General features: G+C 70.2%; 11 protein-coding genes. 5 read left to right on the forward strand and 6 right to left on the reverse strand.

From position 1 onward, the window contains the following. On the reverse strand, positions 1-1,710 hold the full coding sequence (locus VZQ01_RS25075) for a DUF3466 family protein (RefSeq protein WP_426744878.1): 1,710 nt from the start codon (positions 1,708-1,710) through the stop codon (positions 1-3). 232 nt (positions 1,711-1,942) lie between these two features. On the opposite strand from VZQ01_RS25075, the gene VZQ01_RS25080 reads away from it, so the two are divergent. Further along, positions 1,943-3,394 (forward strand): metallophosphoesterase, encoded by a 1,452-nt coding sequence (locus VZQ01_RS25080; protein ID WP_426744879.1) that lies wholly within the window; start codon positions 1,943-1,945, stop codon positions 3,392-3,394. A 58-nt stretch (positions 3,395-3,452) separates the two neighbouring features. Here VZQ01_RS25080 and VZQ01_RS25085 read toward each other — a convergent pair whose 3' ends face one another. Further along, positions 3,453-4,868, reverse strand: a complete 1,416-nt coding sequence (locus tag VZQ01_RS25085) for a fibro-slime domain-containing protein (RefSeq protein WP_426744880.1) — start codon at positions 4,866-4,868, stop codon at positions 3,453-3,455. Between the two features lie 213 nt (positions 4,869-5,081). Then, positions 5,082-6,260: a hypothetical protein gene (locus VZQ01_RS25090; protein WP_426744881.1), complete on the reverse strand. Its 1,179-nt coding sequence runs from the start codon at positions 6,258-6,260 to the stop codon at positions 5,082-5,084. A gap of 143 nt (positions 6,261-6,403) precedes the next feature. Here VZQ01_RS25090 and VZQ01_RS25095 point away from each other — a divergent pair, with 143 nt between their 5' ends. The 3 genes from VZQ01_RS25095 to fliB are packed head-to-tail and all read left to right on the forward strand — an operon-like array spanning position 6,404 to position 11,519. Then, complete coding sequence (locus VZQ01_RS25095) at positions 6,404-9,985, forward strand: TIGR02266 family protein (RefSeq protein ID WP_426744882.1); 3,582 nt, start codon at positions 6,404-6,406, stop codon at positions 9,983-9,985. 18 nt (positions 9,986-10,003) lie between these two features. Continuing rightward, on the forward strand, positions 10,004-10,243 hold the full coding sequence (locus VZQ01_RS25100; protein ID WP_426744883.1) for a ClpX C4-type zinc finger protein: 240 nt from the start codon (positions 10,004-10,006) through the stop codon (positions 10,241-10,243). Between the two features lie 13 nt (positions 10,244-10,256). Further along, on the forward strand, positions 10,257-11,519 hold the full coding sequence (gene fliB, locus VZQ01_RS25105) for a flagellin lysine-N-methylase (RefSeq protein WP_223746927.1): 1,263 nt from the start codon (positions 10,257-10,259) through the stop codon (positions 11,517-11,519). A 26-nt stretch (positions 11,520-11,545) separates the two neighbouring features. On the opposite strand, the gene VZQ01_RS25110 is transcribed toward fliB, so the two are convergent. After that, positions 11,546-12,166, reverse strand: coding sequence for a DsbA family oxidoreductase (locus VZQ01_RS25110; RefSeq protein ID WP_426744884.1), 621 nt, complete (start codon positions 12,164-12,166; stop codon positions 11,546-11,548). Between the two features lie 220 nt (positions 12,167-12,386). Here VZQ01_RS25110 and VZQ01_RS25115 point away from each other — a divergent pair, with 220 nt between their 5' ends. After that, a complete protein-coding gene (locus VZQ01_RS25115; protein WP_267699298.1) occupies positions 12,387-14,420 on the forward strand; it encodes an alpha/beta hydrolase family protein in 2,034 nt (677 codons plus the stop codon). A 74-nt stretch (positions 14,421-14,494) separates the two neighbouring features. Here the strand turns inward: VZQ01_RS25115 and VZQ01_RS25120 are convergent, their stop codons facing one another. Further along, positions 14,495-14,773 (reverse strand): hypothetical protein, encoded by a 279-nt coding sequence (locus tag VZQ01_RS25120; RefSeq protein WP_141332695.1) that lies wholly within the window; start codon positions 14,771-14,773, stop codon positions 14,495-14,497. 61 nt (positions 14,774-14,834) lie between these two features. Then, complete coding sequence (locus tag VZQ01_RS25125) at positions 14,835-15,542, reverse strand: DUF4142 domain-containing protein (RefSeq protein ID WP_267699299.1); 708 nt, start codon at positions 15,540-15,542, stop codon at positions 14,835-14,837. Positions 15,543-15,959: the final 417 nt, after the last annotated feature.

A 15,959-nucleotide genomic window follows, 5' to 3' on the forward strand; every position in this document is an offset into this window, starting at 1 on the left:
CTACTGTCGCACGAGCTTGAAGGCGGTGCTGGTGCCGTTGAAGCGGCCGAAGCCGACGATGTCGCCGCGGGTGTTGATGCCCTCGGCGGACAGGAGCGTCCAGCCGCTGTCCGCGGGAATCAGCGTGTTGAGGTCGTGGATGCGCTCGTCGACCCAGAGCACGGCGGCGGCGGTGCCCAGCGACGCGTTGCCGTGGTACTGGCCCACGTAGCCGACAATCCAGCCCGACGCGTTGATGGCCTTCGCCTCGCTGTGGATGGCGGTGGGCTGGCTCGCCAGCGTGCCCAGGCTCCGGACGGTGCCGTCGCTCCAGGTGAAGGCGTTGTAGATGGGCGAGCCGCCCGATGTCGCGCCGATGACGGCGGAGCCCACCACCTGCCGCGACTCGTTCACCGCGTAGGCCTGGCTCGCGAGGCTCACGTCCAGCGCGCCGACGTTGACGAGCTGGCCCTGCGCCGTCCAGAGCGTGGCGCGCGTGACGCCCTGCGCGTTCTTCGAGTACCCCACCACGTCACCCGCGTTGTTGATGTCCCACGCGCGGGCCAGCGTGTTGCCCTGGCCATCCAGCGAGCCCAGCTCCGTCATCGTCCCGTCCACCCAGCGGAACGCGCGACTGGTGGTGCCGTTGGACGAGCCGCCGACGATGACGCCGCTGTCGTTGATGCCGGTCGCCACCGCGGACGCGCCGCCGAGCGTGCCCAGGTCTGTCATCACGCCGTTCTCCCAGCGGAAGGCGCGGGGGGTGTTGTTGTCGCTCTCGCCCACCACCACGCCGCTCGCGTTGAGGCCGTAGGCACGGCTGAAGTTGTTGCTGCCCGGGAGGATGCCCAGCTCGGTGATGCTCTCCTCGCTCCAGCGGTAGGCGATGAGCGGCGGCGGCGTGCCGGTGATGACCGTCGAGCGCACGTTGCCCACCACCTGCCCCGCGTCGTTCAGCTCCAGCGCGAAGCTGCCGCTGCCCGAGGGGTACATGATGGGGACGATGGTGTACGTGGGCAGCGCGGGGTTCGGCTGCTCGGGGACACAGGTGCCGTTCTCCTCCACGTAGCCCGCGTCACAGTGGCAGTGGTCACCGTGGCTGTGGCCGTGCTCGCCGCAGCCGGGCTCCGGCTCCGTCTCCGGGACGCAGGTGCCGTTCTCCTCCACGTAGCCCGCGTCACAGTGGCAGTGGTCACCGTGGCTGTGGCCGTGCTCGCCGCAGTCGAGGACCGGCTCCGTCTGGGGCACGCAGGTGCCTTCCTTCTCCTCGTAGCCTTCGTCGCAGTGGCAGTGGTCACCGTGCGCGTGGCCGTGCTCGCCGCAGTCGGGGCCCGTCACGGGGGCGGCGACACACGTGCCGTCCTGCTCGACGTACCCTTCGTCACAGTGGCAGTGGTCACCGTGCGCGTGGCCGTGCTCGCCACAGTCCGGCCCCGGCTCGGGCGCGACGACGCAGGTGCCGTTCTGCTCGGTGTAGCCTTCGTCGCAGTGGCAGTGGTCGCCGTGCAGATGGCCGTGGCCTCCGCACTCGATGACGGGCTCCTCGGCGACGACACACGTGAGGCCGTCCGCGACATAGCCCTCGTCGCAGTGACAGTGGTCGCCGTGCAGGTGGCCGTGGCCGCCGCACTCAGTGGTCTCGTCGGGCCCGGGCTCGTCCGAGGAGCCGCAGCTCACCATGAGGACGGCCGTGACGGCCAGGAATGCCAGATGGAGGGGTCTTGGATGCATGACTGTTCCCGGGGAGGTGCGAAGGGCGGAGCGCTCACTCGCCTTCGAGGTGCGGGCGTTATGTCATGCGAGGATTGTTTATGCAACCGTGTTGCATCTATGTCTCGTGTCCGGTTTTGGCCTGTTTGACATCGATGTTTTGATTGACCAGGAATCAAGTCATTGCCTGGGTCAATCGGGTCGAAGAGGCTTTCGAGGAGCAGCGAGTCGTGTTCCTTCGAGAGGAGACATCATGGGTTCATGGAGAGTCGCGGGGTCCTTGGCGCTGGTGGCGGGGCTGTGGGCGTGTGGTGGTGGCGCGCCCGTGGAGCCCGCCGGGACAGCGTCCAGCGAGGCGGCGCTCGACTGCGCCGCGCTGGGTTCGCCCGTGTATCACCGCATCCGGCCGAGCAATGGCGACAGCCTCTACACGCTGAACGCCAATGAGGCGACGAACGCGGGAACGACGTACGGCTACACGGAGGACCGGGGCGTGGCGTTCCGGGCCTCGGGAATCACGGGGACGGGGCTGTCGCCCGTGTATCGCATCTACAGCCCGAGTCGGACCGAGCACTTCTGGACCATCGACGCGGCGGAGAAGCAGCAGCTGGTGACGCAGGGCGGCTTCACCACCGACGAGGGCGTGGGCTTCTTCGCGTCGGCGACGGCCTCGCCGTGCCTGGTGCCCGTCTACCGCTACGCGAACGACACGCTGAGGAAGCACCGCTTCGCCATCACCGCCCAGGAGCGCGCGGCGCTCAGCGCGGCGGGCTGGGTGGACCAGGGCATCCGCTTCCACGTGGCCCCCGCGACGCCGCAGCCGGTGGACACGAAGTTCACGCTGGTCATCGTCCCGGACACCCAGAACGAGGTCGTCTCCAGCTCCACGCTCATCGACCACCGCATGCAGTGGCTCGCGGACAACAAGGCCGCGCTGGACATCCGCTTCGTGGGCCACACGGGCGACATGGCCAACTGGGACACGCCGGACCACATCCAGTACGTCCGCGCGGGCAACGCCTTCCAGAAGCTGGACGCGGCGGGGATTCCCTACGCCATCGCCATCGGCAACCACGACACCGCGGCCACCTGTCCGGGCGGCAGCGCCTGCCCCGGCAACGTGAACGCCAACCTGCGCAACACCACCACGTTCAACACGTACTTCCCGCCGACGCGCTTCACCCGGCTGGGCGGCGTGTTCGAGGCGGGCAAGAGCGACAACTCCTTCCACACCTTCTCGGCGGGCGGGCTGAACTGGCTGGTGCTCAGCCTGGAGCTGTGGGCGCGCACGGACGCGGTGACGTGGGCCCGGAACGTGCTCGCGCAGCACCCGAACCACAACGTCATCGTGCTGACGCACTCCCACCAGAACAGCGGCGGCGGCATCGAGCAGGGCAACGGCGGCTACGGCAACAACAGCCCCCAGTACGTGTTCGACAACGCGCTCAAGCTGTACCCCAACGTGCGGTTCATCTTCTCCGGGCACGTGGGCACGCACGCCTACCGCGCGGTGACGGGCACGCAGGGCAACACCATCCATCAGATGCTGACCACCTACCACGACGGGTCCTCGAACCCGACGCGGCTCATCGAAATCGACACCGCCGCGAACACCTTCTCGTCGCGCGTGTACCTGCCCTACACGAACGTCGAGAAGACGGACGGCTCGAAGTTCACCGTCACCAACGTGTCCTGGGTGCGCTGAGGCACTTCACGCCACCGCTTCCGAGGAATGAGTGCCTCGGAAGCGGCGGCGTCGGGACTCAGAACAGCTCGAGCTGGCAGTACGCGCTGCAGCCGTCCTGGCTGTTCAGGTTGCCGTCGTCGCACTGCTCCCCCGAGGAGAGCTGCACGACGCCGTCCCCGCAGCGAGGCCCGAAGATGCAGCCCGCGGCGCACTGGCCATAGCCGCCGTCGTTGACGCCGTCGTCGCACTGCTCGCCCGGGTCCACCGTGCCGTTGCCGCACAGGAGCTGGGGGTGGGGGATGCACGCGGTGTACTGGCGGGGGTAGTGGAAGTTCTGGAGGCCCAGCCGGTAGGAGGAGCCGGTGGTGTGACGCTCCGCCTGGAACACGGCGAGCTGGTAGACGCCGCCTGGCGTGAGGCCCAGCGGGGTGGCGAGCGCGGCCAGGCTGACGCTGCCCGTCTCGGGGCCATGGATGCCGCCCAGGTCCAGCGCGAGCCGGCCGTTGACGAACACCCAGACGTCGTCATCTCCCCGGAAGCGGATGACCTCGGTGCCGTTGTACTGGAACCAGTGGCGCGTCTCGCTGGTGAAGCTGAAGTTGCGCGGCCGCGCGGGGGCGCCGTAGTCGTTGCGCAGGGGCTCCTGGCCCGCCGCGACCCACCCCGCGTTGTCGAGCGGGAAGAAGAACGCGTTGTCGTAGAGGTACTCGTTGTCAGGCGTCCGCGTGAGCTGCAGGTTGCCGACGAGCGGCAGGTTGACGTTGGGCACGTCACGGAACCACTGGTCGAACGCGTACTGGCCATGCGTCGTCAGCGAGCTCACCCCGACCTTCGCGTAGACGGGCTTGTTGTCGGGGCCCAGGGTGGAGGCCACGATGCCCCGCTCACTGCCGTTCTTGTTCTGGAAGTCGATGTGGCCGCGCGGCAGGCCGCCCGTGGCGGGCAGGTCGTAGCCGCGGAAGTCACGGTAGACGATGGGAAGCTCCAGCGCGGAAGGGGGCGGCGCCTCGAGGACCTGGCAGAGGAAGCCCGGCTCGAGCTGGCACGTCGGCGAGCACCCGTCGTGGGCCACGGTGTTGCCGTCGTCACAGGCCTCGGAGGAGTTGGGCTCGAGCCGGCCGTCGCCGCAGCGGGCCTCACAGCTGCCGTTGAGGCAGCGGGGCTCGCGCTTGCACAGGGGCGTGCAGCCATCGCCCAGGTTGTAGTTGCCGTCGTCGCACTCCTCGGAGGGGTGCTTGATGGCGTCGCCACAGAGGGCGGAGCCGGCGTCGGGTTCAGGAGGTCCGGCGTCGGGCTCGGAGGGGCCGGCGTCGGTGGCGGGGCCGGCGTCGGCCTCTCCACAGCCGGGCTCCAGCTCCATCCCGGGGGACTGCCACGGGTCCTTCACCGGAGCGAGGCCGGCGTCATCTTCGCGGCCGCAGGCGAACAGCGTGACGACGAGGGCGGCGAGCAACACGCTCGCCAGTCGGGGGGACTGAGGAAGTGTCTGCATTGTCGATGGGATTCCAGGTGGGTGAGGCGTGAGCCGGGGCGCATCCTGCTCCCGCCGTCTGACATTCCGTGGAACGCACCATCAGTTGGTTTGCTTTGGTTTCTGGATTACATGTGTCTCCCGGTGCGGGAGTGTGGTCGCCGGGCGTCGGGTAGATCCGGGCGTCGGGACTGCCCGTGGGGAGGTCGGAAGCCAGGGTGCCACGACAGGGTTTCAACCCGGCGGCACCGGAGGCCGGGGACTTCGTGCGGCAGCGGAAAGGGCGCCGTCCAGCTTCAGGTCCTGGTTCAGCCCCGCATCCTTGCTCACCCGCCAGATGCGCTGGTCCAGGTAGTAGTGGTGCAGGGCGAAGCCCCAGATGAAGCCGGCCATGAAGTCCCGCAGCGTCAGCCCCGTGCCCAGCGCGAGCTTCGCGTCGAACACGCCGCAGCCCGGATGCGCGCCGAAGCCACACCCCAGGCCCCGGTACACCAGGGTGAAGGCGATGCCGCACACCGCATAGAAGATGAACCGCTGGCTCACCTTCGGCGCCCAGCCGAAGGACGCCGGGTCCACCCCCGCCGAGTGATAGCGATTGCGGTGATAGAACCAGACGATGCCGTGGTACTGCACGTTGTGGAACGCCGTCACCGCCACCGCGAACATGATGAAGTCCATCCGCGCGGACACCGACGGCCAGAACACCACCGCCGACAGCCCCACCGCGGCCCCCATCATCAACAACTTGGGCCCGTTCACCGGCTGCCCCTTCCGCCAGCGCCACACCTGACGCCCCGCGCTCAAGAGCACCACCGCCGCCACCAGCGTGAAGCACGCCGCGGCGACCACCGGCTCCCAGCTCGGCGTGCCCGTCAGCCCCAATTGCTTGCGCGCCCCCGGATGCGTCACCGCGAACGCCACGAACGGCGCGACGAGCCCCACGTAGAGCGTCACGCTGTCCAGCCGCTGGTCCACTCGCGACGTCTCCCCCGACTTGCGCTGGTACAACCGCATCAGCCCGTAGTGCTGCCGCACCACGTGCCAGTACGCCCACAGCGCGGCGAAGGTGAGGAACAACACGAACGGCAGCTTGCTGCCGACGAGCAACGACACCCCGAAGCACACCGGCCCCAGCGCGAACCAGCCCAGGCTCCCCAGCAGCAGCCGCCTGCGCGTCTTCCACTCGCGCGCGTCCAGGTACGTGCGCGACACCGTCGCGAACAGGTGCGGCCCATCCAGCACCAACACCCACGCCCACCACAAAGCCAGGCTGCTCACCCCCGCCCCGGCATGAAGTCCGACAAGGATGAGGCTCGCGCAGGCGCCGCCCACCGTGGAAATCAAGTCGTGGCGTCGGTCGACCAGCCAGCCGGTGCGCGGCGCCACCGCGACGGTGAGAGGGATGGTGCTCATGGACGCCTCCTCGCGGCGCACGACATTACAGGAAGGTGCAGGTAGGCCGCAGGCCCACCTGTCCTGGTTCCTCGGCCTGCCAACCAACCGAGGCCCCAAAACCCTCTTGAGAAGGGGGCGGTGTACCGCGATGGTGGTGCGTTATGGATCAAGGCAGGCGCACCACGGACCGGAAGGCAGTCGGTCTGTTGGTGAAGCTCAAGCATGAAAGCGTGGGGAGCTTCGCGGAGGAGTTCGCCACCAACCTGAGCCCGGGCGGGATGTTCATCCGCTCGCGCACCCCGCAGCCCGTGGGGACACCCGTCAAGTTCGAGGTGCAGATCGCCGGCGGCGTGCGCGTGCTGCGCGGCACCGCCGACGTGCGCTGGGTCCGTGAAGTGGGAGACCCCGCGGGACCTCCCGGCATGGGGCTCCAGTTCCACGAGCTGGACCCGGCCAGCCGCGCGCTGGTGGACATGATGCTCCTGCAGCGCAAGCCGGAGGCCCCCGCGGCCGCCGTCTCGCCGCTGCCCGCCATCGCCCCGTCCGTCGCGCCGCTGGCCCCCTCCATCGCGCCGGCTGTCGCGCCCGTGCAGGCCCGGCCCGCACCCGCGCCCGTGGCGAAGCCCGCCGCGGCGCCTCGTGGGCCCGCGCTGGACTCGCTGTTCGATGACCTGGACGCGCCGGCGTCTCCGGGGCTCGACGAGCCCTTCGACTTCTCCCCGCCGCCCGCCGCGCCCGCTGATGACGTGGACATCCCGCTCGAGGAGCTCATCGCGAGCACGCCGCCCCCGCCCGCCGCGCCGCTGATGGACGAGCCGCTGCCCGGGTTCGAGCTGTCGCTCGACGAGGCGCCGCTCGCGCAGGGCGAGATGCTCGATGAGGCGCCCATCGAGGTCGGCCTCTCCGTGGAGGACGAGTCGTCCTCGGCGGCGAGCCCCAGCGGCCCGATGGAGTTCGACCTCGACATGTCCGAGGCCACCGGGGCTCCGGCGCCTTCCGCCGCGAAGCCCAAGGGGGGCGCAACCGAGTTCGACCTGGACTTTGGTGACGCGGTGGAAGAGACGCCCGCGCGTCCCACCGCCGCCGCGAAGCCCGCGGGTGGCGCGTTCGAGTTCGACTTCAGTGACGTGGTGGAGGAGACGCCCGCGCCGCCGCCTCCGCGCCCCAGTGCGCCGCCTCCGCCCGCCGCCGCGAAGCCCGCGGGTGGCGCGTTCGAGTTCGACCTCGATTTCAGTGATGCGATGGAGGAGACGCCCGCGCCGCCGCCTCCGCGCCCCAGTGCGCCGCCTCCGCCCGCCGCCGCGAAGCCCGCGGGAGGTGCGTTCGAGTTCGACATGGACCTGAGCGACGCGATGGAGGAGGCCCCCGTCGCGCCGCCGCCTCCTCGTGCCAGCGCGCCGCCTCCGGCGCGTCCCGCCGCCGCAGCGAAGCCCGCGGGGGGCGCGTTCGAGTTCGACCTGGACCTGAGCGATGCGGTGGAAGAGGCCCCGGTCTCTCCGCCTCCGCCTCCTCGTCCCAGCGCTCCGCCTCCCGCCGCGGCGAAGCCCGCCGGAGGTGCGCTCGAGTTCGACCTGGACCTGAGCGACGCGGTGGAGGAGGCCCCGGCCGCGCCGCCCCCGCGCCCCGTCGCGCCGCCGCCTCCTCCCGCCGCCGCCGCGAAGCCTCGCAGTGGTGGCAGCCTGGAGTTCGACCTGGACTTCAGTGACGCGGTGGAGGAGCTGCCTCCCGCCGCGCCGCCTCCGACGCGCACCTCACCGCCGCCGCCTCCCTCCTCGGCTCGCCCGGCGGGCGGCGTCGAGTTCGACCTGGACCTGTCGGGCATGGGCGGCAGCGCGCCTCCGGGCGTGGCCGCTCCCCGCGCGCCCGTGGCCCAGGCCCGGCCGCCGCCGCCCCCGCCTCCGGCCGCGTTCCAGCCGCCGCCTCCCGCGCCCGCGGCTCCGTCACTGCCCAACGTGCGCCGCGAGGCCCCCAGGGCTCCCGAGCCGGTGGGGACTCCCACGGTGCTGACGCCGGCCGCCCCCAAGGCCGCGCCCGTCGCGCCCGCGCTCGACGAGCGGGGTCTGCCCAGGACGGTCTTCCTCCCGCCGCCTCCGCAGATCGCCGGCACGGGCCCCGTCATCGGCATCGACCTGGGCACCACCAACTCGTGCGTGGCGCTCCTGTCCAACGGCCGCCCGGTCGTGCTGCGCTCGCGCGAGGGCTACAACACGATTCCGTCGGTCATCTCGCTCAACGCGCAGAACAAGCTGCTCGTCAGCCACCGCGCGAAGAACCAGCTGGTGCTGCGCCCCCAGCACACCATCTACGGCGCGAAGCGACTGGTGGGCCGGCCCTACGACAGCGCCGTGGTGAACCAGGTCCGCGAGCGCTTCCACTACGACATCGTCCCGGACGCGGCGGGCCGCGCCGCCGTGCGGCTGATGGACAGCGTGCTCTCGCTCGAGGAGGTGCAGGCCATCATCCTCCGCGAGTGCAAGGAGATGGCGGAGGCCCACCTCAACCAGAAGGTGGAGCGCGCGGTGGTGACGGTGCCCGCGTACTACTCCGAGCCGCAGCGTGAGGCCGTGCGCAAGTCCGGCATCCTCGCGGGCCTCAAGGTGGAGCGCATCCTCAACGAGCCCACCTCCGCGGCGCTCGCCTACGGCCTCAACCGCGAGCTCAACAAGCGCGTCCTCGTCTACGACCTGGGCGGCGGTACCTTCGACGCCACCATCCTCAAGATCGAGAAGAACGTCTTCGAGGTGCTCGGCACCGGCGGCGACATCTTCCTGGGCGGTATCGACTTCGACAACCTCATCGTCGACTTCCTGCTCAAGCGCTTCCAGGAGAAGGAGGGCCTGGCGTTCAACGGCGACGGCATCGCGCTGTCCCGCGTGAGCGACGCCGCCGAGCGCGCGAAGATGGCCCTCTCCGAGCGCGCCAGCTTCGAGGTCCACATCCCGATGTTGATGATGGACGACTCGGGGCGCCCTCGGGATTTGCGCGTGGTGATGACGCGGCAGGAGCTGGAGAAGATCTGCGACCCGCTGCTCAGCCGCACCGTGGACGTGGTGCGCGACGTGCTCCTGGACGCGAAGCTGAAGGCGGCCGAGGTGGACGACATCATCCTCGTGGGCGGCATGAGCCGCATGCCGCTGGTGCGCGACAAGCTCAAGGGCCTGTTCGGCAAGGGGCCGCAGGCGAGCGTCAACGCGGACGAGGCCGTGGCGCTGGGCGCGGCGCTGTACTCGGGCTCGGTGGACAAGGTGAGCAGCGTGGTGCTCATCGACGTGCTGCCCATGACGGTGGGCATCGCGATGCCCGGTGGCGCCTTCAAGCGCGTCATCGAGCGCAACAGCCCGCTGCCCGCGCAGCGCTCGTTCGCGCTGAGCACGTCGAAGGACAACGAGGAGGTCCTCGAGCTGTCCATCTTCCAGGGCGAGGACAATCACATCTCCGCCAACGAGTACCTGGGCACCGTGCGCATCGAGGGCCTGCCCCGAGGGCCGAAGGGCTCGGTGCGCGTGGCCGTCACCATCAAGCTCGATTCGGAGTGCGTGCTGCACGTCGAGGCGCGCGAGTACTCCACGCGCAAGGAAGTGAAGGCCACGCTGGCCACGCGCTACTCGCCCGAGGAGCTGCAGAAGCAGCTGCAGGTGAGCAAGGAGTCGGTGAAGGCCGCCGAGGAGCGTCGTGGCGCGGACCTGAAGGAGCGCGCGGGCGGATTCTGGGGCTTCGTGAAGAAGGCGCTGGGCCGGAAGTAGCCTGTGAGGAATGGGGAGATGAAAGGACCGTACGTCTCGAATCAGCCCACGCCGGCCCGGCGGCGCTGCTCGTTCTGCGGCGCCCTGGCGCATCAGGCGGGGCGGCTGCAGGCGGGCATGGGGAGCGCCGCCATCTGTGATGCGTGTGTGGTGCGGCTGTTCGCGACGCTGGACCGCGAGGCCTTCTCCGTGACCGCGCCGCCTGTGTCGGGTGACGCGGTGGTGGTGGGGCTGCGGGGCGGCTCGGACGACGCCTGAGCTCGAAAGGTCCATGTCCGCCACGGCTCCCCGGTATCTGACGCGCTTCCAGTGCCTCGCGGACACGTGTGAGGACACGTGCTGCGCGGGGCTCGTGGTGCCGGTGAGCGACGCGCGGTGGAAGGTGCTGCGCGACGCGGTGGCGGGAGGACCGGACGCGGCGCGGGTCGCGGCGCTCGTGCTGCCCGACCCGGGCAGTGGCGTGGGCGCGGAGGCCGCGTACATCGCGAAGCGCGAGGACGGGCTGTGCTCGTTCCTCGATGCCCGGAAGCTGTGCTCGTTGCATCGCGCGTACGGCGAGGCGGTGTTGCCGGATGCGTGCGCGGTGTTCCCGCGTGTGGCCACGCGCAGGGCAGGGCGGCTGGAGGTGACGGGCTCGTTCGGTTGTCCGGAGGTGGTGCGGCTGTGCCTGCTCGCGGAGGATGCGCTGGAGCCGGTACCGGTGGACGCGTCGCTCGCGGCGCGGCCCGAGCTGGCGCGAGCGCTGGGCGGAGAGGACGCGGGCGACGCGTGGACGTGGCATGCGGCGCGGGTGCGCGAGGTGGCGCTGCGCATCCTGGAGCGACGCGAGTACCCGTATGCCTCGCGGCTGTTCATGCTGGGGGAGCTGGCCCGGCGGCTCGGGGCCTTCTACTTCCGGGGGACGGAGGCGTTTCGAGACGAAGCACTGCTCCTCTCGACGCTCTCTGACTTCGAGGCACCGTCGACGCTGGACGCGCTGCACGCGATGGTGTCCTCGGTGCGACTGCCCGGCGGCCCGTGGGCCGGCATCTGCGGCGCGGTGCTGCGCGCGCGCATCGACGGCGTCCGGGGCGCGCGGTTCCAGGCGTGGGCCCGCGCCATCCAGGCGTCCTACGGTGGTCCGAGCGCCGCGCCGGACGACGTCTGGGCCCAGTACTCCGAGCGACGCGCCCGACTGGAGCCCGTGCTCGGCGAGCGCATCGAGCAGTACTTCCGTCACCACGCGGTGAACCACTGGCTGCGCAACCCGTTCACCGACAGCCCCTCGGTGATGGACTCCGTCTTCAAGCTGACCCTGCGCGCCGCGATGCTGCGCTGGGCGCTGTTCGGACATCCCGAGGTCGTCGCGCTGTGTGAAGACCCCACACCGAGCGATGCCCGTGCGCGCCTCGACGCCGCGGCCGTGGAGTGCTTCCAGCTCAGCGCGAAGCACCTGGAACAATCACCGGAGCTGCACGACCTCGCGCAGGGGCTCTCCGGTGGCGCGGGACCCGACTCGCTCCCGCGCATGCTCGTGCTGCTCCAGGGCATGTAGCGAGCGCGAGTCGCCCCGCGCCCACCTCACGTCGTCGTGCGAGGCTTCGCGCCCAGCCGCTCCATCGCCTGCTTGAACACGGCGTAGTCCTGCGCGCCCTGGATGCCGAAGCGCTCACCCAGCACGAACGTGGGCACCGCGCTGACGCCCATCTCCTGCGCCGCGCGCACCGCGTCCTCCACCACCTTCGCGAACTCGCCGCCCTCCACCGCGCGCTGGAGCGCGTCCGCGTCCAGCCCCACCTCCTCGGCCGCGCCCCGGAGCGTCTCCCACTGCCAGAGGTCCTGACCCTCGCTCCAGTACCGGCGCAGGATGGCCGCGTGGTACGGCTCCAGCTTGCCCTGCGTCCTCGCGTACTCCGTGGCCTGGTGCGCCCGCCGCGTGGACGGAATCACGTCCCGGTCCACCATCTTCAGCCCCGCCTGCGCCGCGCGGACCTTGAGGGGGTTGTTCGGGTCCTTCATCTTCTCGCGGATGTGCGCGGGCAGGGGCAGCCCCTCCGGCGGCGTCTCCGGGCGCAGGAAGAAGGGCTGCCAGTCCACCTGGATGTCGAACTCCTGCTGGAGCTTCTTGACCTCCTGGAGACCGACGTAGCACCAGGGACACACGAAGTCGGACCAGACACGCACGCTGACGGGTGGGCTCATGCCCCTCTCACTAACCGGACTGGCGCGTCACGTCATGGCTTCCGCTCCCGGGAAGTCCCGACCCCACTTTCCATGACGCGCCGGGCATACGGGCGCCCCTCGCATGTTCCGACGCCCCAAGGTGGACAGCGCCCGGAGGAGCGGGCACGGTCCACCCCCGAAAACCCCGCCCGAGCGCTCGCCTGGATGGACGCGCGCGGGCCCACCCCAGGAGGACACCTTGCCGCTGTCGCTTGTCGCGGCCCTGGCCCTCGCCGCCACCCCGGCGCCGGCCAAGACCCAGCCGTTCAACCACCACGACATGATTTCGATGCGCCGGCTGAGCAACCCGCGCGTCTCTCCCGACGGGACCCAGGTCGCCTACGTCCTGCGCTCCACGGATCTGGAGGCCAACCGCGGCCGCACGGACTTGTGGCTCGTCGGCGTCGACGGGAGCGCCCCGCGCCAGCTCACCTCGCACCCGGACGCGGACTCGGACCCCACCTGGGCCCCGGACGGCAAGAGCCTCTTCTTCCTGTCCTCGCGCGGCGGCTCCTCCCAGGTGTGGCGCCTGCCCATCGACGGCGGCGAGCCCACCCAGGTGACGAAGCTCCCCCTGGACGTCGGCACCTTCCGCCTGTCCCCGGACGGCGCGCGGCTGGCCGTGTCCATGGAGGTGTTCCCCGACTGCGCTGGTCTCGACTGCAACACCCAGCGTGAGGCGGAGCGCTCCAAGCGCAAGGCCACCGGCCGCACCTACGACAAGCTCTTCGCGCGTCACTGGGACACGTGGAAGGACGGCCGCCGCTCGCACATCTTCGTCGTCCCCGTGGCCGGCGGCACGCCCGTGGACCTGATGAAGGGCATGGACGCGGACGGCCCCACCAAGCCCTTCGGCGGACCGGAGGAGTACACCTTCACGCCCGACGGCAAGAGCGTCGTCTTCACCGCGCGCGACGTGGGCCGCACCGAGTCCTGGTCCACGGATTTGGACCTCTTCGTCTCCCCCATCGACGGGAAGGCCAGGCCCCGCAAGCTCACCGAGAAGAACCGCGCCACCGACACCAGCCCCGTCTTCAGCCCGGACGGCAAGTCGCTCGCGTACCTGGCCATGTCCCGCCCCGGCTACGAGGCGGACCGCTACCGCGTCATCGTGCGCGCGTGGCCCGGCGGCCAGGAGCGCGTGCTCGCCGAGGACTGGGACCGCTCCGCCGGCGGCCTCGCCTGGAGCCCCGACAGCAAGACGCTGTTCGCCACCGCGGGCCACATCGGCCAGCAGCCCCTGTTCGCGCTCGACGTGGCCTCGGGCAAGGTGCGGCAGATTACGAAGGACGGCACGGACGACTCGCCGCAGCCGGCCGCCGGCAACCGCCTGGTCTACGTGCACGATGACCTGGACTCGCCCGCGGACCTGTTCGTCATGAACCAGGACGGCACGGGTACCAAGCAGCTCACCCAGGTGAACCAGGACACGCTCGCGCGCGTGCGCTTCGGCGGCTTCGAGCAGTTCGAGTTCCCGGGCTGGAACAACGAGACGGTGCGCGCCTACGTGGTGAAGCCGGTCGACTTCGACCCGAAGCGCCAGTACCCGCTGGCCTTCCTCATCCACGGCGGACCGCAGGGCTCGTTCGGCAACCACTTCCACTACCGATGGAACCCGCAGGTGTACGCGGGCCGCGGCTACGTGGCGGTCATGGTCGACTTCCACGGCTCCACCGGCTACGGGCAGGCCTTCACCGACGCCATCCGCGACGACTGGGGCGGCAAGCCGCTCGAGGATTTGCAGAAGGGCCTGGCCGCCGCGCTGCAGCGCTACCCGTTCATCTCCAAGGAGAAGAAGTGCGCGCTGGGCGCCAGCTACGGCGGGTACATGATCAACTGGATTGCCGGCAACTGGGCGGACGGCTTCAAGTGCCTGGTCAACCACGACGGCATCCTGGATGAGCGCATGGGCTACTTCGACACCGAGGAGCTGTGGTTCCCGGAGTGGGAGCACAAGGGCACGCCCTGGGAGAACCCCGAGGGCTACCGCAAGCACAGCCCCATCGAGCACGTGGGCAAGTGGAAGACGCCGATGATGGTGATTCACGGCGGCCAGGACTTCCGCGTGGTGGAGACGCAGGGCCTGGGCACCTTCACCGCGCTCCAGCGCCGCGGCATCCCCTCCAAGCTGCTCTACTTCCCGGAGGAGAACCACTGGGTGCTGCGCCCCGCCAACAGCCTGCAGTGGCACGACGAGGTGCTCGGCTGGCTGGACCAGTGGACGCGCAACTAGCTCACGCCTGAAGCCGTCCCAGGGGCCCTTCGCGCGGAACATCGCGCGAGGGGCCCTTCCATGTCAGGGGTGCTTCAGGGGACGACGAAGCACTCGTCGATGCAGTGCTCCAGGTACTCCGAACAGCTCCGGTCGGAGATGCAGTCGGCACACTCGGCCACGCGCTCGCGCCGCTCGTCGGAGTCGCGGTCGTCGACCCAGTCGTTGATGCGGTCCGCGCACTTGCCCGTGTCGTCGCTGCCCGGGAAGCACTCCTTGCGGAGGTCACAGATGGTGTCGGCGTTGCTGGAGCAGCCGGTGAGCACCGCTCCGAGCGCCACCAGGGTCGTCACTGCGAGGGTTCGGATGGACATGTCGTGGTGTCCTACCGCACCCAGTGACGTCCTGGAATAGCCCTCGGAGCGGCGTGCGGGACTAGTTCTTCTTCGTCCCCATGTCGCCGTGGCCCGCGTGGTCCTTGTTGCCAGCCGGAGCGGGCGAGGCGCCGGAGCCGCCCACGGCCATGCCGTCATCCAGCTTGCCCAGAATCTGCCAGGCCTGCTCGCGGTGGGCGGGGACCTTCTGGGTGAGCTCGGTGAACATCGCCGTCAGCTCGGGACTGGCCGAGGGCATGCCCTGCCGCGCGGCGAGCACCTTGCCGAGCACGGCGTCATGGTCGCCCACCTGGGCCGCCATGTAACAGGAGTCGAAGGGCGCGCCCTGGAGGACGGTCAGCTCCTCCATCGTGGCCTTGTCCTGGGCCATCATCTTCTTCTCCACGTCGTTCATGGCCTTGGGCATGTCCGAGAGCTTCAGGCCCTTGCTCTTCGCATAGGCCATGAGCTTCTCGTCCATGGCGGTGTGGTCCTTGACCATCATCTCGCCAAAGGAGCGCACCTCGGCGTTCTGGGAGTTCTTCTGCGCGAGCTGGCCCGCCTGGATCTCCTGCTGGTTGGCGTAGTGCAGCCGCTCCAGCAGGGCCTTCTCATCGGTGGGGGCCATGAAGCCGCGGTACTCGGCCATGCCCTTCTGCGTCGTCGAGGGCTTCATGGCGGGCGTCGCCGACGCGCCGCTCTGCGCGAGCGCCGCGCCACCGGTGAACAGGGAGACTGCGAGGGCAAGGCCAGGAAGGGTGCGCTTCATGTGGACTGCTCCTTTCACGTCGGGAATCCAGCACTGTCGGGCCGCGGGCACGCACCTTGGGCCAACGCATGGTCCGTGGTGCGCGGAGCGGCGCGCGTCCGTGCGACAGCGCACGAACGCCGATGAGGACGTGGGGCAGTCAACGCTGGGACTGTACGGGTGTCGGACCAGAGGTGTCGGGTGCCTCACTTCCCCGGCGTGAAGCTAGGCACCCCCTGACAGGTCGGCTGCGCGCGCACAGGCCGGCTCGCTCCCCGGCCCGACGGGCGCGAGGGACGTGCGGGGTGGCCCGCGTTCGCGGGCGACAGGCTCCTTCAACAACGGCCTGCGTCGAGGGCGGGCCGCCTTCAGCGGTCGGCGTCGGAAGCGCTCAAGGGCAAGAGCGCCTTCCGCAGCCGGCGTCGGGCGCGCTCGAAC

The organism is Myxococcus faecalis (assembly GCF_050039385.1).
Classification (GTDB): Bacteria; Myxococcota; Myxococcia; order Myxococcales; family Myxococcaceae; genus Myxococcus; species Myxococcus fulvus.

Bases quoted from the DNA above. Each gene is read 5' to 3' on its own strand.
- VZQ01_RS25075 (WP_426744878.1), bottom strand. From the start codon at position 1,710: ATGCATCCAAGACCCCTCCATCTGGCATTCCTGGCCGTCACGGCCGTC.
- VZQ01_RS25080 (WP_426744879.1), top strand. From the start codon at position 1,943: ATGGGTTCATGGAGAGTCGCGGGGTCCTTGGCGCTGGTGGCGGGGCTG.
- VZQ01_RS25085 (WP_426744880.1), bottom strand. From the start codon at position 4,868: ATGCAGACACTTCCTCAGTCCCCCCGACTGGCGAGCGTGTTGCTCGCC.
- VZQ01_RS25090 (WP_426744881.1), bottom strand. From the start codon at position 6,260: ATGAGCACCATCCCTCTCACCGTCGCGGTGGCGCCGCGCACCGGCTGG.
- VZQ01_RS25095 (WP_426744882.1), top strand. From the start codon at position 6,404: ATGGATCAAGGCAGGCGCACCACGGACCGGAAGGCAGTCGGTCTGTTG.
- VZQ01_RS25100 (WP_426744883.1), top strand. From the start codon at position 10,004: ATGAAAGGACCGTACGTCTCGAATCAGCCCACGCCGGCCCGGCGGCGC.
- fliB (WP_223746927.1), top strand. From the start codon at position 10,257: ATGTCCGCCACGGCTCCCCGGTATCTGACGCGCTTCCAGTGCCTCGCG.
- VZQ01_RS25110 (WP_426744884.1), bottom strand. From the start codon at position 12,166: ATGAGCCCACCCGTCAGCGTGCGTGTCTGGTCCGACTTCGTGTGTCCC.
- VZQ01_RS25120 (WP_141332695.1), bottom strand. From the start codon at position 14,773: ATGTCCATCCGAACCCTCGCAGTGACGACCCTGGTGGCGCTCGGAGCG.
- VZQ01_RS25125 (WP_267699299.1), bottom strand. From the start codon at position 15,542: ATGAAGCGCACCCTTCCTGGCCTTGCCCTCGCAGTCTCCCTGTTCACC.